Origin of the sequence: Enterobacter cloacae complex sp. GF14B (assembly GCF_004136805.1) — a bacterium.
GTDB classification, from domain to species: Bacteria; Pseudomonadota; Gammaproteobacteria; order Enterobacterales; family Enterobacteriaceae; genus Enterobacter; species Enterobacter hormaechei_C.
Genome location: NZ_QFRV01000065.1, coordinates 1 through 26579, shown reverse-complemented (window position 1 = coordinate 26579; position 26579 = coordinate 1). Strand labels below are relative to the sequence as shown.

The 26579-nt window shown below is 50.6% G+C and carries 46 protein-coding genes and 1 pseudogene; 7 read left to right on the top strand and 40 right to left on the bottom strand.

All coding sequences use genetic code 11. The features are described 5' to 3' along the window. The first annotated feature begins 531 nt into the window (after positions 1-531). On the top strand, positions 532-1086 hold the full coding sequence (locus DD606_RS18550; protein WP_003863357.1) for a gamma carbonic anhydrase family protein: 555 nt from the start codon (positions 532-534) through the stop codon (positions 1084-1086). Here the strand turns inward: DD606_RS18550 and DD606_RS18545 are convergent. From DD606_RS18545 to dprA, 6 genes are read right to left on the bottom strand one after another with little or no spacing between them, the layout of a single operon-like run. Then, entirely contained in the window at positions 1062-1310 is a 249-nt protein-coding gene (locus DD606_RS18545) for a DUF1488 domain-containing protein (RefSeq protein ID WP_003863356.1), read from the bottom strand. The two genes, DD606_RS18550 and DD606_RS18545, sit on opposite strands and share 25 nt — an antisense overlap. Continuing rightward, positions 1307-2125, bottom strand: a complete 819-nt coding sequence (aroE, locus tag DD606_RS18540) for a shikimate dehydrogenase (protein WP_023314927.1) — start codon at positions 2123-2125, stop codon at positions 1307-1309. The genes DD606_RS18545 and aroE overlap by 4 nt, the downstream gene beginning before the upstream one ends. Positions 2126-2129: 4 nt before the next feature. Then, on the bottom strand, positions 2130-2702 hold the full coding sequence (gene tsaC, locus DD606_RS18535; RefSeq protein WP_003863353.1) for an L-threonylcarbamoyladenylate synthase type 1 TsaC: 573 nt from the start codon (positions 2700-2702) through the stop codon (positions 2130-2132). Beyond that, positions 2695-3249, bottom strand: a complete 555-nt coding sequence (locus DD606_RS18530; RefSeq protein WP_060580002.1) for a topoisomerase DNA-binding C4 zinc finger domain-containing protein — start codon at positions 3247-3249, stop codon at positions 2695-2697. Before DD606_RS18530 ends, tsaC begins: the two co-directional genes overlap by 8 nt. 26 nt (positions 3250-3275) lie before the next feature. After that, positions 3276-3749 carry a DUF494 family protein Smg gene (gene smg, locus DD606_RS18525; protein WP_000460665.1) on the bottom strand — a complete coding sequence of 158 codons (474 nt, stop codon included), beginning with the start codon at positions 3747-3749 and terminating at the stop codon, positions 3276-3278. Continuing rightward, positions 3721-4845, bottom strand: coding sequence for a DNA-protecting protein DprA (gene dprA, locus DD606_RS18520; RefSeq protein ID WP_003863350.1), 1125 nt, complete (start codon positions 4843-4845; stop codon positions 3721-3723). The genes smg and dprA overlap by 29 nt, the downstream gene beginning before the upstream one ends. A 127-nt stretch (positions 4846-4972) precedes the next feature. On the opposite strand from dprA, the gene def reads away from it, so the two are divergent. The 5 genes from def to mscL all read left to right on the top strand — a co-directional run bounded on the left by def (position 4973) and on the right by mscL (position 9751). Next, on the top strand, positions 4973-5482 hold the full coding sequence (gene def / locus DD606_RS18515; RefSeq protein WP_006812188.1) for a peptide deformylase: 510 nt from the start codon (positions 4973-4975) through the stop codon (positions 5480-5482). A 24-nt stretch (positions 5483-5506) separates the two neighbouring features. Next, complete coding sequence (gene fmt / locus DD606_RS18510) at positions 5507-6454, top strand: methionyl-tRNA formyltransferase (protein WP_023314929.1); 948 nt, start codon at positions 5507-5509, stop codon at positions 6452-6454. A gap of 52 nt (positions 6455-6506) precedes the next feature. After that, positions 6507-7793: a 16S rRNA (cytosine(967)-C(5))-methyltransferase RsmB gene (rsmB, locus tag DD606_RS18505; protein ID WP_129258966.1), complete on the top strand. Its 1287-nt coding sequence runs from the start codon at positions 6507-6509 to the stop codon at positions 7791-7793. Positions 7794-7815: 22 nt separating this feature from the next. Beyond that, complete coding sequence (trkA, locus tag DD606_RS18500) at positions 7816-9192, top strand: Trk system potassium transporter TrkA (RefSeq protein ID WP_003863337.1); 1377 nt, start codon at positions 7816-7818, stop codon at positions 9190-9192. A gap of 145 nt (positions 9193-9337) precedes the next feature. Beyond that, on the top strand, positions 9338-9751 hold the full coding sequence (mscL, locus tag DD606_RS18495; RefSeq protein ID WP_003863335.1) for a large-conductance mechanosensitive channel protein MscL: 414 nt from the start codon (positions 9338-9340) through the stop codon (positions 9749-9751). On the opposite strand, the gene DD606_RS18490 is transcribed toward mscL, so the two are convergent. The 31 genes from DD606_RS18490 to rpsJ all read right to left on the bottom strand — a co-directional run bounded on the left by DD606_RS18490 (position 9752) and on the right by rpsJ (position 24581). Continuing rightward, on the bottom strand, positions 9752-9967 hold the full coding sequence (locus DD606_RS18490; protein ID WP_003863329.1) for an alternative ribosome-rescue factor A: 216 nt from the start codon (positions 9965-9967) through the stop codon (positions 9752-9754). Between the two features lie 57 nt (positions 9968-10024). Further along, positions 10025-10450, bottom strand: a complete 426-nt coding sequence (gene zntR / locus DD606_RS18485; RefSeq protein WP_003863328.1) for a Zn(2+)-responsive transcriptional regulator — start codon at positions 10448-10450, stop codon at positions 10025-10027. A 2-nt stretch (positions 10451-10452) separates the two neighbouring features. Further along, positions 10453-10821, bottom strand: a complete 369-nt coding sequence (locus DD606_RS18480; RefSeq protein ID WP_023314932.1) for a DUF1992 domain-containing protein — start codon at positions 10819-10821, stop codon at positions 10453-10455. Between the two features lie 107 nt (positions 10822-10928). Next, positions 10929-11312 carry a 50S ribosomal protein L17 gene (gene rplQ, locus DD606_RS18475; RefSeq protein ID WP_001216368.1) on the bottom strand — a complete coding sequence of 128 codons (384 nt, stop codon included), beginning with the start codon at positions 11310-11312 and terminating at the stop codon, positions 10929-10931. A gap of 40 nt (positions 11313-11352) precedes the next feature. Further along, complete coding sequence (gene rpoA / locus DD606_RS18470; protein ID WP_002919219.1) at positions 11353-12342, bottom strand: DNA-directed RNA polymerase subunit alpha; 990 nt, start codon at positions 12340-12342, stop codon at positions 11353-11355. Between the two features lie 25 nt (positions 12343-12367). After that, positions 12368-12988, bottom strand: coding sequence for a 30S ribosomal protein S4 (gene rpsD, locus DD606_RS18465; protein ID WP_003863314.1), 621 nt, complete (start codon positions 12986-12988; stop codon positions 12368-12370). A gap of 32 nt (positions 12989-13020) precedes the next feature. Further along, positions 13021-13410, bottom strand: a complete 390-nt coding sequence (rpsK, locus tag DD606_RS18460) for a 30S ribosomal protein S11 (protein WP_003863312.1) — start codon at positions 13408-13410, stop codon at positions 13021-13023. A gap of 16 nt (positions 13411-13426) precedes the next feature. Beyond that, entirely contained in the window at positions 13427-13783 is a 357-nt protein-coding gene (rpsM, locus tag DD606_RS18455) for a 30S ribosomal protein S13 (RefSeq protein ID WP_003863308.1), read from the bottom strand. A 146-nt stretch (positions 13784-13929) separates the two neighbouring features. Further along, positions 13930-14046 carry a 50S ribosomal protein L36 gene (gene rpmJ, locus DD606_RS18450; RefSeq protein ID WP_000868187.1) on the bottom strand — a complete coding sequence of 39 codons (117 nt, stop codon included), beginning with the start codon at positions 14044-14046 and terminating at the stop codon, positions 13930-13932. Positions 14047-14077: 31 nt separating this feature from the next. Next, the gene (secY, locus tag DD606_RS18445; protein WP_003863305.1) at positions 14078-15409 is read right to left on the bottom strand and encodes a preprotein translocase subunit SecY; all 1332 of its coding nucleotides are present in this window, start codon (positions 15407-15409) and stop codon (positions 14078-14080) included. Between the two features lie 7 nt (positions 15410-15416). After that, positions 15417-15851 (bottom strand): 50S ribosomal protein L15, encoded by a 435-nt coding sequence (rplO, locus tag DD606_RS18440; protein WP_003863304.1) that lies wholly within the window; start codon positions 15849-15851, stop codon positions 15417-15419. Between the two features lie 3 nt (positions 15852-15854). Then, positions 15855-16034 (bottom strand): 50S ribosomal protein L30, encoded by a 180-nt coding sequence (rpmD, locus tag DD606_RS18435; protein WP_003863301.1) that lies wholly within the window; start codon positions 16032-16034, stop codon positions 15855-15857. Positions 16035-16040: 6 nt separating this feature from the next. Next, positions 16041-16541 carry a 30S ribosomal protein S5 gene (rpsE, locus tag DD606_RS18430; protein WP_003863299.1) on the bottom strand — a complete coding sequence of 167 codons (501 nt, stop codon included), beginning with the start codon at positions 16539-16541 and terminating at the stop codon, positions 16041-16043. Between the two features lie 14 nt (positions 16542-16555). Then, positions 16556-16909, bottom strand: a complete 354-nt coding sequence (gene rplR, locus DD606_RS18425; RefSeq protein ID WP_003863297.1) for a 50S ribosomal protein L18 — start codon at positions 16907-16909, stop codon at positions 16556-16558. Positions 16910-16918: 9 nt separating this feature from the next. Beyond that, the gene (rplF, locus tag DD606_RS18420; RefSeq protein ID WP_006178917.1) at positions 16919-17452 is read right to left on the bottom strand and encodes a 50S ribosomal protein L6; all 534 of its coding nucleotides are present in this window, start codon (positions 17450-17452) and stop codon (positions 16919-16921) included. Between the two features lie 12 nt (positions 17453-17464). Further along, on the bottom strand, positions 17465-17857 hold the full coding sequence (gene rpsH / locus DD606_RS18415; RefSeq protein ID WP_006178918.1) for a 30S ribosomal protein S8: 393 nt from the start codon (positions 17855-17857) through the stop codon (positions 17465-17467). A gap of 30 nt (positions 17858-17887) precedes the next feature. Further along, positions 17888-18193, bottom strand: coding sequence for a 30S ribosomal protein S14 (gene rpsN / locus DD606_RS18410; protein WP_003863291.1), 306 nt, complete (start codon positions 18191-18193; stop codon positions 17888-17890). A gap of 14 nt (positions 18194-18207) precedes the next feature. Continuing rightward, a complete protein-coding gene (gene rplE / locus DD606_RS18405) occupies positions 18208-18747 on the bottom strand; it encodes a 50S ribosomal protein L5 (RefSeq protein WP_003863290.1) in 540 nt (179 codons plus the stop codon). A gap of 14 nt (positions 18748-18761) precedes the next feature. Beyond that, a complete protein-coding gene (gene rplX, locus DD606_RS18400; RefSeq protein WP_003863287.1) occupies positions 18762-19076 on the bottom strand; it encodes a 50S ribosomal protein L24 in 315 nt (104 codons plus the stop codon). A gap of 10 nt (positions 19077-19086) precedes the next feature. Then, entirely contained in the window at positions 19087-19458 is a 372-nt protein-coding gene (rplN, locus tag DD606_RS18395) for a 50S ribosomal protein L14 (protein ID WP_002919748.1), read from the bottom strand. A 166-nt stretch (positions 19459-19624) separates the two neighbouring features. Then, positions 19625-19879: a 30S ribosomal protein S17 gene (rpsQ, locus tag DD606_RS18390; RefSeq protein ID WP_002438707.1), complete on the bottom strand. Its 255-nt coding sequence runs from the start codon at positions 19877-19879 to the stop codon at positions 19625-19627. Then, positions 19879-20070: a 50S ribosomal protein L29 gene (rpmC, locus tag DD606_RS18385; RefSeq protein ID WP_003863282.1), complete on the bottom strand. Its 192-nt coding sequence runs from the start codon at positions 20068-20070 to the stop codon at positions 19879-19881. The genes rpsQ and rpmC overlap by 1 nt, the downstream gene beginning before the upstream one ends. Next, on the bottom strand, positions 20070-20480 hold the full coding sequence (gene rplP / locus DD606_RS18380) for a 50S ribosomal protein L16 (protein ID WP_002919759.1): 411 nt from the start codon (positions 20478-20480) through the stop codon (positions 20070-20072). Before rplP ends, rpmC begins: the two co-directional genes overlap by 1 nt. Positions 20481-20492: 12 nt before the next feature. Further along, on the bottom strand, positions 20493-21194 hold the full coding sequence (gene rpsC, locus DD606_RS18375; protein WP_000529945.1) for a 30S ribosomal protein S3: 702 nt from the start codon (positions 21192-21194) through the stop codon (positions 20493-20495). Between the two features lie 17 nt (positions 21195-21211). After that, positions 21212-21544 (bottom strand): 50S ribosomal protein L22, encoded by a 333-nt coding sequence (rplV, locus tag DD606_RS18370; protein ID WP_002919773.1) that lies wholly within the window; start codon positions 21542-21544, stop codon positions 21212-21214. A gap of 14 nt (positions 21545-21558) precedes the next feature. Then, entirely contained in the window at positions 21559-21837 is a 279-nt protein-coding gene (gene rpsS / locus DD606_RS18365) for a 30S ribosomal protein S19 (RefSeq protein WP_001138117.1), read from the bottom strand. A gap of 16 nt (positions 21838-21853) precedes the next feature. Then, positions 21854-22675 (bottom strand): 50S ribosomal protein L2, encoded by an 822-nt coding sequence (gene rplB, locus DD606_RS18360; protein WP_008457150.1) that lies wholly within the window; start codon positions 22673-22675, stop codon positions 21854-21856. Between the two features lie 17 nt (positions 22676-22692). Then, positions 22693-22995, bottom strand: coding sequence for a 50S ribosomal protein L23 (gene rplW / locus DD606_RS18355; protein ID WP_000617546.1), 303 nt, complete (start codon positions 22993-22995; stop codon positions 22693-22695). Continuing rightward, entirely contained in the window at positions 22992-23597 is a 606-nt protein-coding gene (gene rplD, locus DD606_RS18350) for a 50S ribosomal protein L4 (RefSeq protein WP_000424395.1), read from the bottom strand. Before rplD ends, rplW begins: the two co-directional genes overlap by 4 nt. A 10-nt stretch (positions 23598-23607) precedes the next feature. Then, positions 23608-24237 (bottom strand): 50S ribosomal protein L3, encoded by a 630-nt coding sequence (gene rplC, locus DD606_RS18345; protein WP_003863274.1) that lies wholly within the window; start codon positions 24235-24237, stop codon positions 23608-23610. Between the two features lie 32 nt (positions 24238-24269). Continuing rightward, positions 24270-24581 (bottom strand): 30S ribosomal protein S10, encoded by a 312-nt coding sequence (gene rpsJ / locus DD606_RS18340; protein ID WP_001181005.1) that lies wholly within the window; start codon positions 24579-24581, stop codon positions 24270-24272. A gap of 380 nt (positions 24582-24961) precedes the next feature. Between rpsJ and DD606_RS18335 the strand changes: the two genes are divergently transcribed. After that, positions 24962-25435 (top strand): A24 family peptidase, encoded by a 474-nt coding sequence (locus DD606_RS18335; RefSeq protein ID WP_003863271.1) that lies wholly within the window; start codon positions 24962-24964, stop codon positions 25433-25435. Here DD606_RS18335 and bfr read toward each other — a convergent pair. The 3 genes and pseudogenes from bfr to tuf form a co-directional block, all read right to left on the bottom strand. Then, positions 25419-25895 carry a bacterioferritin gene (bfr, locus tag DD606_RS18330; protein WP_003863270.1) on the bottom strand — a complete coding sequence of 159 codons (477 nt, stop codon included), beginning with the start codon at positions 25893-25895 and terminating at the stop codon, positions 25419-25421. The genes DD606_RS18335 and bfr overlap by 17 nt on opposite strands. Before the next feature lie 72 nt (positions 25896-25967). Beyond that, on the bottom strand, positions 25968-26162 hold the full coding sequence (gene bfd, locus DD606_RS18325; protein ID WP_003863268.1) for a bacterioferritin-associated ferredoxin: 195 nt from the start codon (positions 26160-26162) through the stop codon (positions 25968-25970). Between the two features lie 178 nt (positions 26163-26340). Beyond that, positions 26341-26579 (bottom strand): annotated as a pseudogene (gene tuf, locus DD606_RS18320) (elongation factor Tu); the annotation flags it as partial.

Genomic DNA, 26579 nt, shown 5'->3' with positions numbered 1-26579 from the left:
GTGTTAGGCCTGCCGCCAGCGTTCAATCTGAGCCATGATCAAACTCTTCAATTTAAAAGTTTGATGCTCAATGAATTAAACTTCGTAATGAATTACGTGTTCACTCGTTGAGACTTGGTATTCATTTATCGTCCGAGGACGTTAAGAATCCATGTCACTTTGAGTGCCCACACAGATTGTCTGATAAATTGTTAAAGAGCAGTTGCGACGCGCTTCAGCGCTCTGTCGCGAGGTGGCGTATATTACGCTTTCCTCTTTCAGAGTCAACCCTGATTTTCAGGATTTTTTCTCTTCAACCGACCGGGTTGTTTGTGAAGTGATTCACATCCGCCGTGTCGATGGAGGCGCATTATAGGGATCCCAGTTTTTAGCACAAGTATTTTTTAGATCTTTTTTTCCAACTGATGATTTTCCGTGCTTTTCGCTGAAAACCCACCCGATCCGCTTAAAAATTGACGCATTTTGCCTTGCCTCGATCCAGGAATACGATCAAAGTCTTCTTTAATAGCGCTCATCTGTATCGAGGTAGATATGTTTGCAGTATTACGTCCTTATAAAGATCTGTTCCCCCAAAAAGGCGATCGCGTGATGATCGATGCCAGCAGCGTGGTCATTGGTGATGTTCGCATGGCCGATGATGTCAGCATCTGGCCACTCGTCGCGATCCGGGGCGATGTTAACTATGTTGCAATCGGTGCACGCACCAATATTCAGGACGGCAGCGTGCTGCATGTGACTCATAAGTCATCTTATAACCCTGAGGGCAATCCGCTCATCATTGGGGAAGATGTTACCGTCGGTCATAAAGTAATGCTCCACGGCTGCACAATCGGTAACAGGGTTCTCGTTGGGATGGGATCGATTTTGCTGGATGGCGTCATAGTAGAAGATGACGTAATGATTGGCGCAGGAAGCCTAGTTCCGCAAAACAAACGCCTGGAAAGTGGCTATCTCTATTTAGGCAGTCCGGTAAAACAGATCCGCCCCCTAAAGGAGGCGGAGATCGAAGGATTGAAATACTCAGCGAACAATTACGTTAAATGGAAGAATGACTATCTGGATCAGGATAACCAGACCCAGCCCTGATCGTCTTCCTGCTGTACGCGGATCAAATCGCTGGCTTCCTCTTCCAGATCCCAGCGATTTTCACAAAAGACCGCTAACGGATCTGAACCACCAAAGCGCTGAAGCAACGTCTCCCCTTTAATCGCACAGGTGAGCTGCATTCCATGCACCAGCACCGGGAAACACACCGCTTGCTTGTTTTCATCCCAGATTTCTCTGTCGGGAAAATGAATCGCCTGATTCATGCCATCAGTTCCTGTTTCAGCTTTTCGATCACCGGTTCTACAGCAGGTAACACGCCATGCCAGAGTAGCACCGCATGAGCCGCCTGCCCCACCAGCATGCCCAGACCATCAGCCACATGTTTTGCCCCCTGTTGTTCGCACCAGGTCAGAAATGGCGTTTTCCCTTTTTGATAAAACATGTCATAGGCGTAGATATGGGAATGAACCAGGGATGCAGGAATCGCCGGGATCTCTCCATTAATACCGCTTGAGGTGGCATTAATCACAAGATCAAATTCGTGACCCGCGAGATCCTCAAGTGCTACCGCAGCTACGCTGCCTGTGTGTGCGAACAACGCCGCCAGTTCTTCTGCTCTGGAGAAAGTACGGTTGGTGATTGTCACCGCACAATCCAGCGAAAGAAGAGGAAGCAATACGCCGCGCGACGCGCCACCCGCACCGATCAGCAGGATCCGAAAGCCTGGTTTAATAAACGACAGTCGCTCCAGATCGCTGAGTAAACCTATGCCATCGGTGTTATCGCCCAGAAGGCGACCATCTTCGAGCCGCTTAAGAGTATTGACGGCACCAGCGAGCGACGCACGCTCGGTCAGCTCATCCGCACGCCCGAAAGCCTCTTCTTTAAAAGGCACCGTAACGTTCGCACCTTTACCGCCCGCAACAAAAAAGCTATTTAGCGTCGGTAAAAATGCATCAACAGGCGCAAGAACCCGACCATATGGGTGATCTATCTGCAATTGCTCTGCAAACAGCTGATGGATCAGAGGCGACTTGCTGTGCGCGATCGGGTTACCAAAAACAGCATAGGTTTCCATCACATTATCCCTGGCGAAAACGTTCGCCGGTCAAGGCATCGCGAATTTCTGACGGGTTAAGACGGCCACCGGTTTCACCGACAGCTACCGGGAAATCACTCCCGAACTGCGCCAGAACTTCTTCGGTTGTCCGACAGGGGGGAAGCCCGGTCAGGTTGGCGCTGGTTGAAACCAGAGGTTTACCAAATGCCTGGCATAACTCCACCACCAGCGGATGGTCGGTAACGCGTACCGCAAGTGAATCGAAACGCCCGGTTAACCAGCGCGGCGTTGTCGGTTGTGCAGGAAAAACAAACGTCACGGGACCAGGCCACGCAGAGAAAATGGTTTCCCGCTGTGCAGGCGTCAGCATGGAATCATCAATATAAGGCTTAAGCTGCGCGTAGTTCGCAGCGATCAAAATCAATCCTTTTTCGACAGGCCGTTGTTTTAGCGCCAGCAGACGGTTAACGGCGACTTCGCTGTCAGGATCGCACCCGACCCCGAAAACGGCTTCTGTTGGATAGGCGATGACTTCTTCTTTTTTCAGGATTTCCACCGCCTGCGCGATGGAGCCTGATGGCAGGTTATTATTCACTGATTTGATCCGCCGAAACCGGCTTTCCACATTGTTTACTGGCGCAAAAGCGTTTCAAGCCTTGCGCGGTTTTCTTTTCTATAAGTAACGGATAATCGCAATGAGGGCAGACGCCCGCTACTGGTTTGAAATTGATAACGAACTGGCATTCAGGATAGCGATCGCACGAATGGAAGGTCTTGCCATAACGAGAGCGGCGCTGCACCAATTGACCACGCTGGCACTGAGGGCAGGCAATTGCCGTTTCATCTGGTTTATCAATTTGTTCCGTATGATCACATTCCGGGTAGCGGCTGCATCCGATAAACATCCCGAACCGCCCCTGCCGCAGCGCCAGTTCGCCGCCGCAGAGCGGACAAAGCTGTCCCTCCAGAATTTTGACGATATGTCCGTCCGCCTGGCTCTTCAGGGAACGGACATAATCACATTCCGGATAGTGTGAACAACCGAGAAACGGACCGTGTTTCCCGGACCGAATAACAAGTTCAGCCCCACACTGTGGGCAGGGCTCGTTTTTATGCACCGTGAAGAGTGCTGATTTGGCCATAACAACTCTTGTTGCTGCACATAGAATTAATGCAGCATACCTTCATTCACTTCAAAGAGTAATTCTTCCATTTGCTGATAGGCATTTTCACAGCCTGGAATGTTGAACAGCACCATCAGGATCACCCATTTCAGATCTTCCAGTTCAAATTCAGCAGTATCCAGCGCCATGACGCGCTCTATCACCATCTCTCTCGTTTCGAGGTTTAGCACCTGAATCTGCTCGAGGAATAAAATGAATCCCCGGCAGCTGGCATCCAGCCTTTCACACTCTTCAGCTGTATAGATGCGCACAGACAATGGGTCAGAAGCAAGCTGCATCGGTTCGGCGAGGCCGTCCTGATAATCAGCCAACTTATCCAGCCACATCAACGCATTATAAATATCTTCCCGCTCAAAACCTGCGTCGGTCAGATCCCGTGTTAATTTGTCCTGATCCACCTGCATTTCTGCTTCGTTGTGGATGTAAGTCTCAAACAAATACATCAGTACGTCGAACATGGCATGCCCTCCTTAATCGGACATAGCCGCCGGGTACAGCTGCGATCCACCCTGCTAACTCCAGTTCGAGTAGCTGTGCTACCGTTACTGGCACAGGTTGGCCGGCACGTTCAGCGACAACGTCAACAGGTGTTACCTCATCTCCTACGTTAGCCAGGAGCTTGGGAAATGGCAATGCTACGGCCTCCTGATCCGATGAAATATGTCGCTTTTGGAGATCATCCTGCAACCAATGCAATCCATACTGCAAATTTTCCAGGATATCCTCTTTACAGGTCACCAGCGTCGCCCCCTGTTTTATCAGCCAGTGAGGGCCTTCGCAGCCAGGGTTCCCCAACGGGCCGGGCAGCGCAAAAACTTCACGCCCCTGCTCCAGTGCGCACCTTGCAGTAACCAGCGATCCACTTCGAATCGCAGCTTCGACCACCAGCACGCCCTGGCTTAACCCGCTGATGATCCGGTTACGCCGTGGAAAGTTACCCGGTCTGGGCGATGTCGAAAGTGAAAACTCAGATACTATCGCCCCCTCAGAAGCGATAAGTTGCTCAGCCAGAATGTGATGACGACGCGGATAGAGACTAAAAAGACCATTGCCAAGCACGGCGACACTTCGCCCTTTTGCTGACAACGCCGCATGATGTGCCACACCGTCGATGCCGCAAGCCAGGCCACTGGTGATCGTAAAGCCACATTGGGACAGCTGTTCACTGAGCATTTTCCCCCAACGCTCGCCGTACCACGAGGGCGCACGGCTGCCCACAACCGCAAGCTGCATGCTATTAAGCACGTCGACGCGGCCTCGCACAAAGAGCGCCCCGGGAAAATCAGGTATAGAACGCAACAATGGCGGAAAACGAGGATCATCCGCCGTGAGAAGGTGGTTGTCGGTGTGTTCAAGCCATTCCAGACTACGTTCAAGCTCACTCTCGCTGAACGAAAAAAACTTTACGGCATGTTTGGGCGAAAGCCCTGCCGCGTTGACAGCTTCAGCATCAACGGTTGCCTGGCGAAGCAGCCTCTGCGCAATCTCCAGCATCGCGTCACCGTATAACGACCCGATGTTTATAAGCCGTAACCATATCTCTGTGGACGTCATCCTTTTCCCTGCCATAAGCAGCCTCAGCAATCTTTGCGATTGGTCACTGATGCTGTCAATCGACCGGGGATTTGTCTAGAATAGAAGTAATATTCTTATCAACTCCTGAACACGACTCTGGAAATTTATGGCAGTTTTGCAAGTGTTACATATTCCTGACGAGCGTCTTCGCATCGTCGCGGAACCGGTTAAAGAAGTGAATGCAGAAATTCAGCGTATCGTCGATGATATGTTCGATACCATGTACGCTGAAGAAGGCATTGGCCTGGCGGCGACCCAGGTAGACATTCACAAGCGTATTATCGTGATCGACGTTTCTGAAAATCGCGATGAGCGTCTGGTGCTGATCAACCCTGAACTGCTTGAAAAAAGCGGCGAAACAGGCATTGAGGAAGGCTGTCTGTCTATCCCTGAACAGCGCGCTTTGGTGCCACGTGCCGAAAAAGTTAAAATTCGCGCACTGGATCGTGACGGCAATCCGTTTGAGCTGGAAGCCGACGATCTGCTGGCGATTTGCATTCAGCATGAGATGGATCACCTGGTCGGTAAACTGTTTATCGATTACCTCTCACCTCTGAAGCAACAGCGTATTCGTCAGAAAGTTGAGAAACTGGATCGTTTGCGTTCTCGCGCTTAACGCCCCCCGGATACAAGGAATAACGTGTCTACATCACTACGTATAATCTTCGCGGGTACCCCTGATTTTGCAGCGCGTCATCTCGACGCGCTGCTATCGTCTGGTCATCAGATTGTTGGCGTATTTACTCAGCCGGATCGACCGGCTGGCCGCGGTAAAAAACTGATGCCTGGCCCGGTTAAAGTACTGGCAGAAACGCATGGTTTACCGGTATTCCAGCCAGCGTCATTACGACCTGAGGAAAACCAGCAGTTAGTGGCAGACCTGAACGCTGACGTGATGGTAGTTGTGGCTTACGGCCTCATTCTGCCAAAAGCGGTACTCGATATGCCCCGCCTGGGCTGTGTTAACGTTCATGGTTCTTTGCTCCCACGCTGGCGCGGTGCAGCCCCTATTCAGCGCGCTCTGTGGGCAGGCGATGCTGAAACTGGCGTGACAATCATGAAGATGGACGTAGGTTTAGACACGGGCGACATGCTGTATAAACTGGCGTGTTCCATTACCGCAGAAGATACCAGCGCCACGCTGTATGACAAGCTGGCGGCTCTCGGTCCGCAGGGGCTGATTGAGACGTTGCAACAGCTTGCTGACAATACAGCGACACCTGAAGTGCAGGATGAGGCACAGGTGACCTATGCTGAAAAACTGAGTAAAGAAGAAGCCCGGATCGACTGGTCCCTGTCAGCAGCTCAACTCGAACGCTGCATCCGCGCCTTTAATCCGTGGCCGATGAGCTGGTTGATGATTGATGAGCAGCCAGTGAAAGTCTGGAAAGCTTCAGTTATTAACGGCAATACATCAGCAGAGCCCGGTACGATTATCGACGCCAGCAAAAACGGTATCCAGGTTGCGACCGGAGAAGGGATCCTGAATCTTGAATCGCTGCAACCGGCCGGTAAAAAGGCAATGAGCGCGCAGGATCTATTAAATTCCCGTCGTGAATGGTTCATCCCTGGCAATCGTCTTGCCTGAACAAATTTACTCTTAAGGCCCGGTGTTTCCGGGCATTTTTATTTTTACGGTTATGAAAAGACAAAATCTACGCACTATGGCGGCTCAGGCCGTTGAGCAGGTTATTGAGCAGGGCCAGTCACTGAGTAATGTCCTGCCTCCACTGCAACAAAAGGTTTCCGATAAAGATAAAGCGCTGCTTCAGGAGCTGTGCTTTGGCGTGCTGCGTACCCTCTCTCAGCTTGAATGGTTAATTAATAAGCTGATGTCACGCCCGATGAACGGCAAGCAACGTACCGTGCATTATTTGATCATGGTCGGTTTCTACCAGCTTCTTCATACCCGCATTCCACCTCATGCTGCGCTGGCTGAGACAGTGGAAGGTGCCGTTGCGATTAAACGTCCCCAGCTGAAAGGATTGATTAACGGCGTGCTGCGTCAGTTCCAGCGTCAGCAGGACGAACTGCTGGCAGAATTTGCGCAAAGCGAAGCGCGCTTCCTGCATCCAGAATGGCTGCTGAATCGCCTTAAAAAAGCCTACCCACAGCAATGGCAAGACATTGTGGATGCCAATAACCAACGTCCGCCGATGTGGTTACGCGTCAATCGTAACCATCATACCCGCGACGCATGGCTGGCCCTGCTGGAAGAGACCGGAATGAGCGGCTTCACACACGCGGCTTATCCTGATGCGGTTCGTTTAGCCTCCCCTGCACCGGTACATGCATTACCCGGTTTTGAAGAGGGCTGGGTAACGGTACAGGACGCATCCGCTCAGGGGTGCATGGCCTGGCTTGAACCGAAAGACGGGGAGCAGATCCTTGATCTTTGTGCAGCGCCAGGGGGAAAAACAACGCACATTCTGGAAGTGGCGCCGCAGGCCTGCGTGATGGCCGTGGATGTTGATGAGCAGCGTCTTTCACGCGTCTATGACAACCTCAAGCGTCTGGGTATGAAAGCACAGGTTAAGCAAGGCGATGGACGTAAACCCGCAGACTGGTGTGGTGATACCCGGTTCGATCGTATTTTGCTGGACGCCCCCTGCTCTGCAACCGGCGTAATTCGTCGTCATCCCGATATCAAATGGCTGCGTCGCGATCGTGATATCAAGGAGCTTGCCCAGTTGCAATCCGAAATTCTGGATGCCATCTGGCCGCATCTCAAACCCGGCGGAACCCTGGTGTATGCAACCTGCTCTGTTCTTCCGGAAGAAAACAGTCAGCAAATTGCGGCTTTCCTGAAGCGCACCCCGGACGCGACGCTGCATGATACGGGAACACCTGAGCACCCGGGTCTGCAAAACCTGCCGGGCGCAGAAGAGGGTGATGGCTTCTTTTACGCTAAGCTAATCAAAGAGTGATGTTGAGAACAGGTCACGAAAGATGAAAATTATCATTCTGGGCGCAGGGCAAGTTGGCGGAACGCTGGCGGAAAATCTCGTGGGCGAAAACAACGATATCACCATTGTGGATACCAATGGCGATCGCCTGCGCGTTTTGCAGGACAAGTTTGATCTTCGTGTTGTGCAGGGGCACGGCTCTCATCCTCGAGTGCTTCGTGAGGCGGGCGCGGACGATGCCGACATGCTGGTTGCAGTAACCAGTTCTGATGAAACCAACATGGTTGCATGCCAGGTGGCCTACTCGCTGTTCAACACACCGAACCGCATCGCCCGCATTCGCTCCCCGGACTATGTCCGGGATGCGGAAAAGCTGTTTAATTCCGAAGCAGTACCTATCGACCATCTTATTGCCCCTGAGCAGTTGGTTATCGACAGTATTTATCGTCTGATTGAGTACCCGGGCGCGTTGCAGGTTGTGAACTTTGCTGAAGGGAAAGTAAGCCTGGCGGTCGTGAAGGCTTATTACGGCGGCCCGCTGATTGGTAATGCCCTGTCGACAATGCGCGAGCATATGCCACATATCGATACGCGTGTTGCGGCGATTTTCCGTCACGACAGACCTATTCGTCCGCAAGGTTCCACCATTGTCGAAGCCGGGGATGAAGTCTTCTTTATTGCGGCTTCTCAGCATATCCGTGCGGTGATGAGTGAACTTCAGCGTCTCGAAAAACCGTATAAACGTATTATGCTGGTTGGCGGCGGTAATATTGGCGCAGGTCTGGCGAGACGGCTGGAAAAAGACTACAGCGTGAAGCTGATCGAACGAGATCAACAGCGCGCGTCGGAGCTGGCTGAAAAACTTCAGAATACTATCGTGTTTTATGGCGATGCTTCGGATCAGGAATTGCTGGCCGAAGAGCATATCGATCAGGTTGATCTTTTTATTGCCGTCACCAACGACGACGAAGCGAATATTATGTCCGCCATGCTCGCTAAACGTATGGGGGCGAAAAAAGTAATGGTGCTTATCCAGCGTAAGGCTTATGTCGACCTGGTACAGGGTAGCGTAATTGATATTGCTATTTCACCCCAGCAAGCCACCATCTCTGCCCTGCTAAGCCATGTGCGTAAAGCGGATATTGTCGGCGTGTCGTCTCTGCGTCGTGGTGTTGCTGAAGCCATTGAAGCCGTCGCTCACGGGGATGAAACGACGTCGCGCGTTGTTGGTCGCGCGATCGACGAAATTAAACTTCCACCAGGCACCATTATCGGCGCCGTAGTGCGAGGTAACGATGTCATGATCGCCAATGATAATTTACGTATCGAGCAGGGTGACCACGTTATTATGTTCCTGACCGATAAAAAATTTATTACCGACGTCGAGCGTTTATTCCAGCCAAGTCCATTCTTCCTGTAATGATTTGGGTGCTCAGACGAGAGCACCCACATATTAACCTTCTAATTTTCATGCCTTTTATTTTCATAACGATTATTTATCCCCAATGGCAATTAGCTAATCATTTGTTAAACTTATAGGCGTCAGCTGGCACAAGGAGAACATAATGAGTTTTATTAAAGAGTTTCGCGAATTTGCGATGCGCGGGAATGTAGTGGATTTGGCTGTGGGTGTCATTATTGGTGCGGCGTTCGGTAAGATCGTTTCATCATTAGTCGCCGACATTATTATGCCGCCGTTAGGACTGTTGATTGGAGGCATTGATTTCAAACAATTCGCCTTCACCCTTCGGGAAGCTCAGGGCGATATCCCTGCGGTTGTAATGCACTACGGCGTATTCATTCAGAACGTATTTGATTTCGTGATCGTGGCATTTGCCATTTTCATGGCGATCAAACTTATCAACAGACTTAACCGTAAAAAAGAAGAACCGGCTGCTGCCCCGCCAGCACCAACTAAAGAAGAAGTCTTACTGACTGAAATTCGCGATCTGTTAAAAGAGCAGAATAACCGCGTTTAATCAGGCGACAGAAACAGAAAGGCCAGTGGTAAAAAAGCGATTAGCTTGCTTGCCACTGGCCTCCCAGTTACCCCGTTGTGCATGTTTACCTTTACGTAAATAACTCCCTTTTCCTTTCTTGTTCTTCTCAACTCGCTGTCTGAAAAGTGGGTCGTGAAGCAATGCCTCAATGGCGTTATCCTTAATGTGTCCCTTAGTATGCTGATAGCGGCTCATCATTTCTCCTGAGCATAGTTAATGTCGGCGGGAGTCTAGTCCCTGGCTGATAAAAAATCAACAACCCTGAGTTTCACTACTGGCGCCCTGTTCAAGAGCTTCCAGTATTGAGCAATAAACACTGCTATGAGCGGTACCGCAGCACGCGTCATTTAACCTTTGCAGAGATCGCTGCATGGCTTGCAGCTCCTGAATACGTCCTTCAACTTCATCCAGCCGGGCCTGAACGATGCTTTTAGATTCCTGACACGTATGATGTTCAGGATCGATACGGATCGACAGCAGTTCACGGATCGACTCCAGCGTGAAGCCGAGTTGCCGTGCATAGCGGATAAAACGAAGGCGTTGCAGGTCGTTATCCGTATAAAGGCGAAATCCACCTTCCGTTCTGACCTCATGATCGATCATCTGCTGCTTTTCGTAGTAGCGGATAGTATCCGGCGTTACGTTAGCAAGCTTCGCAAGTTCACCTATGCGGTACATGGCTACTCCTTGTTTATTTTTTGTATTAACCTTTCACTGTACTCACCATGCAAAAAGTCAGTATTCATTCCCGTCTGGCGCAGTTTTAGCTCTATGAGCGCCAACCGACGACTGATTTCAGAGTACCGCGGGTCATTCTTATGAATGCCTTTAAGCAGATCGGCAAGCTCGACGGCTTCATTACGTTGCTGAAGCTCAGGCGGTAAACAACCTGCGTTTTTCAGTAAGCGATAACCGGCCCGTAATTCAGGGGGAATATGTGAATCATCGTCCAGAATCAGCGGCTCACCGCTGCCGGGAAGATTTTCGAACTCGCCTTTGTTTTGGGCATCGCAAATATGGCGTTCAGCCCACTGATCGAGCAACCACATAATGAACTCCAGGGGGTGAGCAGAAAAGATACAGACATTGTAGATAAGTGGAGATTCTGCGGATATAAAAAAACCCGCCGAGGCGGGTTTTTTTACGTTACTACAGATTACTCTGCAGCAGCTTCTGCTTTCTCTGAACGATCAACCAGCTCGATGTAAGCCATCGGCGCGTTGTCGCCTGCACGGAAGCCACACTTCAGAATGCGAGTGTAACCACCGGCACGGCTCGCGAAACGCGGGCCCAGTTCGTTAAACAGTTTTGCCACGATCTCGTTATCACGAGTACGGGCGAATGCCAGACGACGATTAGCAACGCTGTCAGTCTTGGCAAGAGTAATCAGCGGCTCAACTACGCGACGCAGCTCTTTCGCTTTAGGCAGGGTCGTCTTGATGATTTCATGACGAACCAGTGAACCTGCCATGTTGCGGAACATAGCCTGGCGATGGCTGCTGTTGCGGTTCAGTTGACGACCACTCTTACGATGGCGCATGACCTTATCCTTCTCAGTAAAACCTTAACCTGTGATCCGGTTACTCGTCAGCAATGCTTGCCGGTGGCCAGTTTTCCAGGCGCATGCCCAGAGACAGACCACGTGAAGCCAGCACGTCTTTAATCTCGGTAAGAGATTTTTTACCCAGGTTCGGCGTTTTCAGCAACTCAACCTCGGTACGCTGTACCAGATCACCGATATAGTGGATAGCTTCTGCCTTGAGGCAGTTAGCAGAGCGGACAGTCAATTCCAGATCGTCAACAGGGCGCAGCAGGATCGGATCGAATTCTGGTTTCTCTTCTTTCACTTCCGGCTGACGTACATCACGTAAGTCAACGAAAGCTTCCAGTTGTTCTGCCAGGATGGTTGCCGCACGACGAATCGCCTCTTCAGGATCGATTGTGCCATTGGTTTCCATTTCGATGACCAGCTTGTCCAGGTCGGTACGCTGTTCTACACGCGCTGCTTCAACATTGTAGGCAATACGCTCTACAGGGCTGTAGCATGCGTCGACCAGCAGACGGCCGATTGGGCGCTCATCTTCTTCCGAATGAATTCGGGCAGAAGCCGGCACATAACCACGACCGCGCTGAACTTTGATACGCATGCTAATAGCTGCGTTCTCATCGGTCAGGTGGCAGATCACGTGCTGCGGCTTGACGATTTCAACATCACCGTCGTGGGTGATGTCGGCTGCAGTCACAGGGCCAATGCCAGATTTATTCAGAGTAAGAATAACTTCATCTTTACCCTGAACTCTCACCGCCAGCCCTTTCAGGTTGAGCAGGATTTCAAGGATATCTTCCTGAACGCCTTCTTTGGTGCTGTACTCATGAAGTACACCATCAATCTCAACCTCGGTCACCGCGCAACCCGGCATCGATGAGAGCAGAATACGGCGCAGTGCGTTACCCAGAGTATGGCCAAAGCCACGCTCTAAAGGCTCAAGGGTCACCTTGGCGTGCGTCGAACTCACTTGCTCGATATCTACCAGGCGCGGTTTTAGAAACTCTGTCACAGAACCCTGCATTGTGTCCTCTCTTTGGTACTAAGCTTTACTTGGAGTAAAGCTCGACGATCAGGTGTTCGTTAATGTCCGCAGACAGATCAGAACGTTCCGGCTGACGCTTGAACGTACCTTCCATCTTGCCAGCATCAACTTCCAGCCAGGTTGGCTTTTCACGCTGCTCAGCCAGCTCCAGAGCGGCTTTCACGCGAGATTGCTTTTTCGCTTTCTCACGAATGCTAACAACGTCATTCGCTTTAACCTGATAAGAAGCGATGTTAACAACACGACCGTTTACCATGATTGCTTTATGGCTAACCAGCTGGCGTGATTCAGCACGAGTCGCGCCGAAGCCCATACGGTATACAACGTTGTCCAGACGACCTTCCAGCAGAGCCAGCAGGTTTTCACCTGTGTTGCCTTTCAGACGTGCTGCTTCTTTATAGTAGTTACGGAACTGACGCTCCAGCACACCGTAGATACGGCGAACTTTTTGCTTTTCACGCAACTGCACACCATAGTCAGACAGACGCGGTTTACGCGCACCGTGCTGGCCAGGAGCTTGTTCAATTTTACACTTGGTATCGATCGCGCGAACGCCAGACTTAAGGAATAAGTCGGTGCCCTCACGACGGCTCAGCTTGAGCTTAGGACCCAAATATCTTGCCATTTTCTATCTCCAACTAACCTAAAAAACGAGCGTTATACGCGACGTTTTTTCGGCGGACGACAACCGTTATGAGGGATCGGAGTCACATCAGTAATATTCGTGATGCGGAAACCAGCGGCGTTCAGAGCGCGAACAGTAGATTCACGACCCGGACCCGGACCTTTAACCATAACTTCCAGATTCTTGATGCCGTATTCTTTTACGGCTTCAGCGCAACGCTCTGCTGCAACCTGAGCTGCGAACGGAGTGGATTTGCGAGAACCACGGAAACCGGAACCACCGGCTGTTGCCCAACCCAATGCGTTACCCTGACGATCAGTAATAGTAACGATGGTGTTGTTGAAAGAAGCATGGATATGAGCCACGCCGTCAGAGACTTGTTTTCTTACACGTTTACGTGCACGAACTGGTGCCTTTGCCATTATTCAATCACCCCGATTATTTCTTGATCGGTTTGCGCGGACCCTTACGGGTACGTGCGTTGGTCTTAGTACGCTGACCGCGTACTGGCAGACCACGACGATGACGCAAACCGCGATAGCAACCAAGATCCATCAGGCGCTTGATGCTCATGCTGATTTCACGGCGCAGATCACCTTCAACGACAAATTTGGCAACTTCGTCACGCAGCGTGTCGATTTGTTCTTCAGACAGCTCACTGATCTTAACATCTTCAGCGATACCCGCTGCAGCCAGAATGGCTTTAGAACGGGTCTTGCCGACGCCGTAGATCGAAGTTAATGCGATCACAGCATGTTTCTGATCAGGAATGTTAATGCCTGCTATACGGGCCACTATGCACTCCTACTATTTAATATGTACGCACCATGCTGAAAAGCCCGTTTTCAGGATACTCAAATGGAAACGTACAGACATACAAAAGATTGGCTGGCTAATCTAGCCAGCTCAACCCAACTTTGCAAGAAAAATATGCGAAATAATCAGCCTTGGCGCTGTTTATGCTTCGGCTCGGCACTGCAAATCACACGGATGACACCATCACGCTTAACGATTTTGCAGTTACGGCATAATTTCTTGACGGAAGCACGAACTTTCATTTTTACTCTCCGTAACTTCTCAGGCGACCAGTTAGCGGCCGTAGCCTTTCAGGTTCGCCTTCTTCAATGCAGACTCATACTGACTGGACATCATCAGAGTTTGCACTTGAGCCATAAAGTCCATAATCACGACAACAACGATAAGCAGTGAGGTCCCACCGAAGTAGAACGGTACTTTCATTGCATCACGCATGAACTCCGGGATCAGGCAGATAAAAGTAATATAAAGCGCACCAACCAAAGTCAGGCGAGTCATTACTTTATCGATATACTTCGCCGTTTGCTCTCCCGGACGAATTCCTGGTACAAATGCACCGGACTTCTTCAGGTTATCTGCTGTTTCACGCGGGTTGAAGACCAACGCCGTGTAGAAGAAACAGAAGAAGATGATCGCAGACGCATAGAGTAACACATAAAGTGGTTGCCCAGGCTGCAAATACAGCGAAATTGTTGTCAGCCAGTTCCAACCAGTACCGCCCCCGAACCATGACGCGATGGTTGCCGGGAACAGAATAATACTGGAAGCGAAGATAGCCGGGATAACCCCCGCCATATTCACTTTCAGCGGTAAATGTGTGCTCTGTGCAGCATAGACACGACGACCCTGCTGACGTTTAGCGTAGTTCACCACAATGCGGCGTTGACCACGTTCAACGAAGACAACAAAGAACGTCACTGCAAATACTAATACTGCAACCAACAGCAACAGGAGGAAGTGCAGGTCGCCTTGACGCGCTTGCTCGATAGTATGGGCGATGGCCGGCGGGAGACCCGCAACGATACCGGCGAAGATAATGATTGAGATACCGTTACCGATACCTCGTTCAGTAATCTGTTCGCCGAGCCACATCAGGAACATGGTCCCTGTGACCAGACTTACAACAGCGGTGAAATAGAATGCAAAGCCTGGGTTTAATACCAGGCCCTGCATACCAGGCATATTCGGAAGACCGGTAGCAATACCGATCGACTGGAATATTGCCAGCACCAGAGTGCCGTAACGGGTGTACTGGCTAATCTTACGACGTCCAGACTCCCCTTCTTTCTTCAACTCTGCCAGGGCCGGATGAACGACCGTCAGCAGCTGGATAATAATTGATGCCGAAATGTACGGCATAATACCCAGTGCGAAAATAGAAGCACGGCTGAGAGCACCACCAGAGAACATGTTGAACATTTCAATGATGGTGCCTCGCTGTTGCTCAAGCAGTTTGGCAAGTACAGCGGCATCAATACCAGGGATCGGAATAAAAGAGCCAATACGGAACACAATCAGCGCGCCGATTACAAACAGCAGTCTGCGTTTCAGCTCGCCAAATCCACCTTTGGCACTTTGAAAATCTAATCCCGGTTGCTTAGCCATCTGCTACTTATTCCTCAATTTTACCGCCAGCAGCTTCGATAGCAGCACGAGCACCTTTAGTAACACGCAGGCCACGAACAGTTACCGGAGTAGAAACTTCACCAGCCAGGATCACTTTCGCGAACTCGATCTGGATACCGATAATGTTAGCCGCTTTCAGCGTGTTCAGGTCTACAACGCCGCCTTCAACTTTCGCCAGGTCAGACAGACGGATTTCCGCTGTGATCGCTGCTTTGCGAGAGGTGAAGCCGAACTTCGGCAGACGACGGTACAGTGGCATCTGGCCACCCTCGAAACCGCGACGTACGCCACCGCCAGAACGAGAGTTCTGACCTTTGTGACCACGACCACCGGTTTTGCCGAGGCCAGAACCGATACCACGACCCAGGCGTTTACCCGCCTTTTTAGAGCCTTCGGCCGGAGACAGAGTATTTAAACGCATCTCTTACTCCTCAACTTTAACCATGAAGTAAACCGCGTTGACCATACCACGAACAGCAGGAGTATCCTCGCGCTCAACGGTATGACCAATACGACGCAGACCCAGGCCAAGCAGCGTTGCCTTGTGTTTCGGCAGACGACCGATTGCACTGCGGGTTTGAGTGATTTTAATAGTCTTTGCCATGGTCAATTACCCCAGAATTTCTTCAACGGATTTACCACGCTTGGCAGCGACCATTTCTGGAGAATTCATATTTTCCAGGCCATCAATAGTTGCACGAACCACGTTGATCGGGTTGGTGGAACCATATGCTTTAGCCAGAACGTTATGAACTCCAGCAACTTCCAGAACGGCGCGCATTGCACCACCGGCGATGATACCGGTACCTTCGGAAGCTGGCTGCATGAATACACGAGAACCCGTGTGAACACCTTTAACTGGGTGTTGCAGGGTACCGTTGTTCAGCGCGACGTTAATCATATTGCGACGGGCTTTTTCCATCGCTTTCTGGATCGCTGCTGGAACTTCACGCGCTTTACCGTAACCAAAACCAACGCGACCGTTGCCATCACCCACTACAGTCAGAGCTGTGAAGGAGAAAATACGACCACCTTTAACGGTTTTAGATACGCGGTTTACCGCGATCAGCTTTTCCTGCAGTTCGCCAGCCTGTTTTTCGATGTGAGCCATCTTACACCTCTACCTTAGAACTGAAGGCCAGCTTCACGGGCAGCATCTGCCAGTGCCTGGACACGACCATGATATTGGAACCCGGAACGGTCAAAGGAAACATTGCTGATGCCTTTTTCCAGAGCGCGTTCAGCGACAGCTTTACCTACAGCTGCTGCGGCGTCTTTGTTACCGGTATACTTCAATTGTTCTGAGATAGCTTTTTCTACAGTAGAAGCAGCTACCAGAACTTCAGAACCGTTCGGTGCAATTACCTGTGCGTAAATATGACGCGGGGTACGATGTACCACCAGGCGAGTTGCACCCAGCTCTTTGAGCTTGCGGCGTGCGCGGGTCGCACGACGGATACGAGCAGATTTCTTATCCATAGTGTTACCTTACTTCTTCTTAGCCTCTTTGGTACGCACGACTTCGTCGGCGTAACGAACACCCTTGCCTTTATAAGGCTCAGGACGACGGTAGGCGCGCAGATCTGCTGCAACCTGACCGATCAGCTGTTTATCAGCGCCTTTCAGCACGATTTCAGTCTGAGTCGGGCATTCTGCAGTGATACCGGCCGGCAGCGGATGCTCAACAGGGTGTGAGAAGCCCAGAGACAGGCCTACTGCATTCCCTTTGATAGCTGCACGATAACCTACACCAACCAGCTGAAGCTTTTTAGTGAAGCCTTCGGTAACACCAACAACCATTGAGTTCAGCAGGGCACGCGCGGTACCAGCCTGAGCCCATCCATCCACGAAACCATCACGTGGACCGAAGGTCAGAGCGTTATCTGCATGTTTAACTTCAACAGCATTGTTGAGGGTACGAGTCAGCTCGCCGTTTTTACCTTTGATCGTAATAACCTGACCGTCGATTTTTACATCAACGCCGGCAGGAATAACGACCGGTGCTTTAGCAACACGAGACATTCTTTCCTCCGATTAGGCTACGTAGCAGATAATTTCGCCACCAAGACCAGCCTGGCGCGCTGCACGATCAGTCATAACACCTTTAGAGGTAGAAACAACTGCGATACCAAGACCAGCCATTACTTTTGGCAGCTCATCTTTTTTCTTATAGATGCGCAGGCCTGGGCGGCTGACACGCTGAATGCTTTCTACAACAGCTTTACCCTGGAAATACTTGAGAGTAAGTTCCAGTTCCGGCTTGGTGTCGCCTTCAACTTTAAAATCTTCGATAAAACCTTCTTCCTTCAGCACGTTGGCAATTGCCACTTTCAGCTTGGCGGAAGGCATGGTGACCGCAACTTTGTTCGCGGCCTGACCGTTACGGATACGGGTCAGCATATCCGCGATCGGATCTTGCATGCTCATCTGTCTTTACTCCCGTGATTCAATTGGTAATTACCAGCTAGCCTTTTTCAAGCCTGGTACTTCACCGCGCATGGCGGCTTCACGCAGTTTGATACGGCTCAACCCAAACTTGCCCACATAACCATGTGGACGACCTGTTTGACGACAGCGGTTACGCTGACGAGACGGGCTGGAATCACGCGGCAGAGACTGCAGCTTGAGAACCGCATTCCAACGATCTTCGTCGGAAGCGTTCACATCAGAAATGATCGCTTTCAGTTCAGCGCGTTTAGCGAAGAATTTATCAGCTAAAGCTACGCGCTTTACTTCGCGTGCTTTCATTGATTGCTTAGCCATTCAGTAACCCTACCTTACTTGCGGAACGGGAAGTCAAAGGCAGCCAGCAGAGCACGGCCTTCTTCATCAGATTTCGCAGTAGTGGTAATGGTAATATCCAAACCACGCACGCGGTCGACTTTATCGTAGTCGATTTCTGGGAAGATGATCTGCTCACGGACACCCATGCTGTAGTTACCACGACCGTCGAAAGACTTAGCGGACAAGCCACGGAAGTCACGGATACGTGGAACAGCAATAGTGATCAGGCGCTCAAGGAACTCCCACATGCGTTCGCCACGCAGAGTTACTTTACAGCCGATCGGATAGCCCTGACGGATTTTGAAGCCTGCAACAGATTTGCGTGCTTTGGTGATCAGCGGTTTTTGACCGGAGATTGCTGTCAGGTCAGCTGCTGCGTTATCCAGCAGTTTCTTGTCAGCGATCGCTTCACCAACACCCATGTTCAGGGTGATCTTCTCGACCCGAGGGACTTGCATGACAGAATTGTAGTTAAACTCAGTCATGAGTTTGTTAACTACTTCGTCTTTGTAGTAATCATGCAGTTTCGCCATCGTACTACTCCAAATTACTTGATAGTTTCGCTGTTAGACTTGAAGAAACGGACTTTTTTACCGTCTTCGAATCTAAAGCCTACACGGTCAGCCTTACCGGTAGCCGCATTGAAGATTGCAACGTTAGAAACCTGAATAGCAGCTTCTTTTTCAACGATGCCGCCTGGTTGGTTCAGGGCCGGAACCGGCTTCTGATGTTTCTTAACCAGGTTGATACCTTCAACGACGAGTTTGCCGGAAGACAGAACATTTTTTACTTTACCGCGTTTACCTTTATCTTTACCGGTTAACACGATAACTTCGTCATCACGACGGATTTTCGCTGCCATGATTCGCTCCTTAGAGTACTTCTGGTGCCAGAGAGATAATTTTCATGAACTTCTCAGTACGAAGTTCACGAGTTACCGGCCCAAAGATACGCGTGCCGATAGGCTGCTCGCTGTTATTGTTTAAAATAACGCATGCATTACCATCGAAGCGAATGACAGAACCGTCAGGGCGACGAACACCCTTCTTGGTGCGCACCACTACCGCCTTCAGCACATCACCTTTTTTGACCTTACCACGTGGAATTGCTTCCTTGATGGTGATCTTGATGATGTCGCCTACGCCTGCGTAGCGACGGTGCGAGCCACCCAGAACCTTGATACACATTACGCGACGTGCACCGGAGTTGTCGGCGACGTTCAGCATAGTCTGTTCTTGGATCATTTTAGTGCTCCGCTAATGTCAACTACTACCTGAGACTCTAAAATCAGAGCCGTTAAAAAGCCCCATATCGAGGGCGCGGCATTATAACACCGCTTCTGCAATATGGGTAGAAAAAATAAACGGCTCATCGCTGAGCCGTTTATTCGTATTGAGAATGCGTACTCTATTACAGAACCGCTTTCTCTACAACGCGAACCAGCGTCCAGGACTTAGTCTTGGACAGTGGACGGCATTCACGGATTTCAACCTTGTCGCCGATACCACATTCGTTGTTCTCGTCATGTACGTGCAGTTTGGTCGTACGCTTGATGAATTTACCGTAGATCGGGTGTTTCACAAAACGTTCGATAGCTACAACAATGGATTTCTCCATTTTATCGCTAACAACACGACCTTGCAGAGTACGGATTTTATCGGTCATTACGCACCCGCCTTCTGAGTCAGTAAAGTCTTAACGCGCGCAACATTGCGACGCACTTGCTTCAGCAGGTGAGTCTGTTGCAGCTGGCCACTTGCAGCCTGCATACGCAGGTTGAACTGCTCACGCAGCAGGTTCAGCAGCTCAGCGTTCAGCTCTTCAACGCTTTTTTCACGCAGCTCTTTTGCTTTCATTACATCACCGTCTTAGTTACAAAGGTGGTTTTGATAGGCAGTTTCGCTGCTGCCAGGCCGAAGGCTTCACGGGCCAGCTCTTCCGGAACACCGTCCATTTCATAAAGGACTTTGCCCGGTTGGATCAAGGCAACCCAGTACTCCACGTTACCTTTACCTTTACCCATACGAACTTCCAGTGGCTTCTCGGTGATCGGTTTGTCCGGGAATACACGGATCCAGATCTTACCTTGACGCTTAACTGCACGGGTCATTGCACGACGTGCTGCTTCGATCTGACGTGCAGTCAGACGACCACGGCCAACAGCTTTCAGACCGAAAGTGCCGAAGCTAACATCCGTACCCTGCGCCAGACCACGGTTGCGGCCTTTGTGCACTTTACGGAATTTTGTACGCTTTGGTTGTAACATCAGCGACGCTCCTTATTTACGGCCTTTACGCTGCTGCTTTTTAGGTTGAGCAGCCGGTTTTTCCGGTTGTTCAACAGCAGCCATACCACCCAGGATCTCACCTTTGAAGATCCATACCTTAACGCCGATTACACCGTAAGTGGTGTGCGCTTCAGAGGTGTTGTAGTCGATGTCAGCACGCAGAGTGTGCAGCGGTACGCGACCTTCGCGGTACCATTCGGTACGTGCGATTTCCGCGCCGCCCAGACGGCCGCTAACTTCAACTTTGATACCTTTAGCGCCCAGACGCATTGCGTTCTGTACAGCACGCTTCATAGCACGACGGAACATAACACGACGTTCCAGCTGAGAAGTGATGCTGTCAGCAACCAATTTAGCGTCCAGTTCAGGCTTACGAACTTCAGCGATATTGATCTGTGCAGGAACGCCAGCGATATCCGCTACGACCTTGCGCAGTTTTTCTACGTCTTCGCCTTTCTTACCGATAACGATGCCAGGACGAGCAGTGTGAATAGTCACACGGATGCTCTTCGCTGGACGCTCGATAACGATACGAGATACAGACGCTTTAGCCAGTTCCTTAGTCAGGTACTGACGTACTTTAAAATCGCTGTCCAGGTTGTCAGCGAATTCTTTGGTGTTCGCAAACCAGGTAGAGTTCCATGGTTTTACAATACCCAGGCGAATACCATTAGGATGTACTTTCTGACCCATTGCTAGTCTCCAGAGTCTCAGCGATCGGACACAACCACAGTAATGTGGCTGGTGCGCTTCAGGATGCGATCTGCACGACCTTTCGCACGCGGCATAATGCGCTTCATGCTTGGGCCTTCATCTACGAAAATTTTCGCGACTTTCAGATCGTCGATGTCAGCGCCATCGTTGTGTTCAGCGTTAGCAATGGCAGATTCCAGTACTTTCTTGACCAATACCGCAGCTTTCTTGTTGGTATAGGTCAGGATGTCCAGGGCCTGCGACACTTTCTTACCGCGAATCAGGTCAGCAACAAGGCGAACCTTCTGTGCAGAAGAACGAGCATGGCGATGTTGAGCTAAAGTTTCCATCTCTTCCTCCTACCTTATTTCTTCTTCGCTTTTTTATCAGCAGCGTGGCCGCGATAAGTACGAGTCGGTGCGAATTCACCCAGTTTGTGACCAACCATTTCGTCGGTAACAAAGACTGGAACGTGCTGACGACCATTATGGACAGCGATGGTCAAACCGATCATGTTAGGAAAGATCGTTGAACGACGGGACCAAGTGCGCAGGGGCTTCTTGTCTCCGCTTTCCACCGCTTTCTCTACCTTCTTCAGCAAGTGCAGGTCAATAAAAGGACCTTTCTTGAGAGAACGTGGCATGGCTTATCCTCTAAAATTATTTGCTACGGCGACGTACGATAAATTTATCAGTACGCTTGTTGCTGCGGGTCTTCTTACCTTTGGTCTGAACGCCCCACGGAGATACCGGGTGCTTACCAAAGTTACGACCTTCACCACCACCATGTGGGTGGTCGACTGGGTTCATCGCAGTACCGCGAACGGTAGGACGAACACCACGCCAGCGTGCAGCACCTGCTTTACCCAGAACGCGCAGCATATGCTCAGCATTGCCAACTTCGCCCAGAGTAGCGCGGCAGTCTGCTTCGACTTTACGCATTTCACCAGAACGCAGACGCAGGGTGACATAAGCACCATCACGCGCAACGATCTGAACGTAAGTACCCGCGGAACGCGCCAGCTGACCGCCTTTACCTGGTTTCATTTCTACGTTATGAACGGTAGAACCAACCGGGATATTGCGCATCGGCAGGGTGTTGCCTGCTTTGATTGCAGCATCAACGCCAGACTGAATCTGGTCGCCAGCTTTCAGGCCTTTAGGGGCCAGGATGTAACGGCGTTCGCCGTCTTTGTACAGAACCAGCGCGATGTTCGCGGAACGGTTCGGATCGTACTCAAGACGTTCAACAACTGCTGGGATACCGTCTTTGTTGCGTTTGAAGTCAACAATACGATAAGCCTGCTTGTGGCCACCACCGATGTGACGAGTGGTGATACGGCCATTGTTGTTACGACCACCGGATTTGCTGTTTTTTTCCAGCAACGGAGCAAAAGGTTTGCCCTTGTGCAGCTCAGGGTTAACCACTTTAACTACGTGGCGACGACCCGGAGATGTCGGTTTACATTTAACAACTGCCATTGTATTACTCCTCCGACTTACTCAGCGCCGCCAACGAAGTCCAGGTTCTGGCCTTCTTTCAGGGTGACGTAAGCTTTTTTCCAGTCGCTACGACGACCGATACGCTGTCCGTGACGTTTAACTTTCCCTTTAACTACCAGGGTGTTAACGACTTCGACTTCGACTTCAAACAGTTTCTGCACAGCAGCTTTGATCTCTGCTTTGGTCGCGTCTTTAGCAACTTTGAGAACGATGGTGTTTGTTTTTTCCATCGCAGTAGACGCTTTTTCAGAAACGTGCGGTGCGCGCAGCACCTTCAGCAGACGTTCTTCACGAATCATGCCAGCATCTCCTCAACTTGCTTAACAGCATCAGCAGTCATTACGACTTTGTCGAAGGCGATCAGGCTAACCGGGTCGATACCAGTCGCGTCGCGTACGTCAACCTTGTGCAGGTTACGCGCGGCCAGGAACAGGTTCTCGTCCAGCTCACCGGTGATGATCAGCACATCTTCCAGAGCCATGTCTTTCAGTTTCTGTGCCAGCAGCTTAGTTTTAGGCGCTTCAACAGAGAACTTCTCGACAACGATCAGACGATCCTGACGTACCAGTTCGGACAGAATGCTTTTCAGCGCGCCGCGGTACATCTTTTTGTTAACTTTTTGACTGTGGTCCTGTGGACGCGCAGCGAAGGTCACGCCACCTGAACGCCAGATCGGGCTCTTGATAGAACCTGAACGCGCACGGCCGGTACCTTTCTGGCGCCATGGCTTTTTGCCTGAACCAGTTACTTCAGCACGAGTCTTCTGAGCACGAGTACCCTGACGAGCACCAGCTGCATAAGCAACAACAACCTGGTGAACCAGCGCTTCGTTGAAATCACGACCGAAGGTAGTTTCGGAAACAGTCAGCGCGCTCTGCGCGTCTTTCAATACTAATTCCATTGCTATCCCCTTACGCCTTCACAGCTGGTTTAACGATCAGGTCGCTACCGGTTGCACCCGGGACCGCACCTTTAACCAGCAGCAGGTTGCGCTCAGCGTCAACACGTACTACGTCCAGGCTCTGAACGGTTACACGTTCGTTGCCCAGCTGACCTGCCATTTTCTTGCCTTTGAACACTTTGCCCGGAGTCTGGTTCTGACCGATAGAACCCGGAACGCGGTGAGACAAGGAGTTACCGTGAGTAGCGTCCTGGGTACGGAAGTTCCAGCGCTTAACGGTACCAGCAAAACCTTTACCTTTAGAGGTACCGGTTACGTCAACTTTTTTAACGTCAGCAAACAGCTCAACGCTAATGTCCTGACCTACGGTGAACTCTTCGCCTTCAGCAAGACGGAATTCCCACAGACCACGGCCAGCTTCAACGCCAGCTTTAGCGAAGTGACCCGCTTCTGGTTTGGTTACACGGTTAGCTTTTTTAGCACCAGTGGTAACCTGAATAGCGCGGTAGCCATCGTTAGCCAGATCTTTAACCTGAGTAACGCGGTTTGCTTCAACTTCGATTACGGTTACTGGGATAGAAACGCCATCTTCAGTGAAGATGCGGGTCATACCCACTTTTTTACCGACTAAACCAATCATTGTTTCAACCTCTCAATCGCTCGATGACCTGATTAACCCAGGCTGATCTGCACGTCTACACCGGCAGCCAGATCCAGACGCATCAGAGCATCAACGGTTTTCTCAGTTGGCTCAACGATGTCAACCAGACGCTTGTGAGTGCGGATTTCGTACTGATCACGCGCATCTTTGTTAACGTGCGGAGAGATCAGAACGGTAAAGCGCTCTTTGCGGGTCGGCAGCGGGATCGGACCACGGACTTGCGCACCAGTGCGCTTAGCAGTCTCGACGATTTCCGCGGTTGATTGATCGATCAGACGATGATCAAACGCTTTAAGGCGGATACGGATTCTTTGGTTCTGCATGAGACCAGAGCTCCAATTATTTTATAAACGAAAATGATCACTCCTCAAACCCATTACGATTGATGGGAGAGTGTAACCGTTCTTACGTAGCTCCCCAATTGGGAGCATTGTTGAGTAACAAAGTGAGCTACTCTGGTTCAGATTGAACCCGCCGTCAATTACGACAAGCCCGCGCATTATACGTAAATCTGGGGAAGACGCAAGTGCCGTTTAGAAATTAAGCGCTAAAGACGTACTCTGCGTAAGGCCTCGCATTTTTTTATGCAAAGTATCCCTTCTCAACTCTTTGTCTGAAGCCGCTACGCAATTGCTGTTTTTGCACATTGCCGGACATGTAGATTATTACGAGTATGCGCTCAAACCGTTTTGAGGCTTTCGCTATGCTACTGTCCCTCCCCTTTCTGCTGATCTATTTTGCTTTATCGGCCTTGCTTGTTCGCACCGATATTCGCACGGGGCTTCTTCCCGATAAATTTCTTTGCCCGCTGCTATGGACCGGCCTGCTTTACCAGCTCTGCCTCCATCCTGATTTTTTGCCGAGCGCGGTGGTGGGTGCGATGGCAGGATACGCCGGATTCGCCGTTATCTATTGGGGATATCGGCTCATCTGCCGACGTGAAGGTATGGGATATGGCGACATAAAATATCTGGCGGCGCTGGGGGCATGGCATGGCTGGTGTGTACTGCCAGTACTGGCACTCGTAGCCGCGTTAATGGCTCTGCTGTATCTGGTTGCTTTCTCGTTGTTTACTCCTGATAAGCAGGCATTAAAAAACCCACTGCCTTTTGGGCCATTTCTGGCGGCAGCGGGTTTATGCGTTGGCTGGGAAAGCCTGATTAACTTTCCACTTTGATCTGAGACTGAAGGTAGTTCTGTAGGCCAATTTTGCTAATGAGATCCAGTTCGGTCTCAAGCCAGTCGATGTGCCCTTCTTCATCGGCCAGGATCTGGATCATCATATCGCGGCTGACGTAGTCATGTACGCTGTCCGCATAGGCAATGGCTTCACGCAGGTCTTTTGCACCCTCCAGCTCCAGCCGGAGATCAGAACGCAGCATCTCTTCGACATCTTCTCCGATGCCCAGTTTTCCGAGATCCTGTAGGTTAGGAATGCCTTCGAGGAATAAAATACGCTCAATGTATTTATCGGCGTGTTTCATTTCATCAATGGACTCATGGTATTCAACATCGTTGAGGCGAGTCAGTCCCCAGTTTTTGAACATTCTTGCATGGAGAAAATACTGATTGATTGCGACAAGCTCATTTCCCAATAATTTATTGAGATAACTTATGATTTTAACATCACCTTTCATTATATAGTCCCTCCGCTTCCACTCATTGAAGCGTAGATCGGGCTACGGGGATGTCAAAAAAAAGATAGAGGCTTACGCGATCTCTTTGAATTCCGGGATCTGCATCAGTTCGTCCTGCATGATCTCACGCGCTGCGCGAACGCATTTACCGCATTGATTTCCCACCGGAACAAACTTGCGAAGCTGCTGGAAAGATTGTGGTTGAAACTGGCGAACGGCCTGACGAATTTTTTTGTCGCTTACACCATTACATAAACAAACGTACATAAAGACTCCCGTTCAAAATATGCGCAAAGTGTAAGTGAGAATGGTTATGATTACAATAGCACAGGCGCCGGAATACGTGGCGGGAGAAGACAAAAAATGCGAATTTTTATGACAGCGACTTTACGGTAGAAAACAAAAAAGGACGCCGAAGCGTCCTTTTTATTTCAGGGATAATTAATTAGCCCAGAACTTTAGCAACAACGCCCGCGCCAACGGTACGGCCGCCTTCACGGATTGCGAAACGCAGACCGTCGTCCATCGCGATTGGGTGGATCAGAGTCACAACCATTTTGATGTTGTCGCCTGGCATTACCATCTCTACGCCTTCTGGCAGTTCGATGGTACCGGTCACGTCAGTTGTACGGAAGTAGAACTGTGGACGGTAGCCTTTGAAGAACGGAGTATGACGGCCGCCTT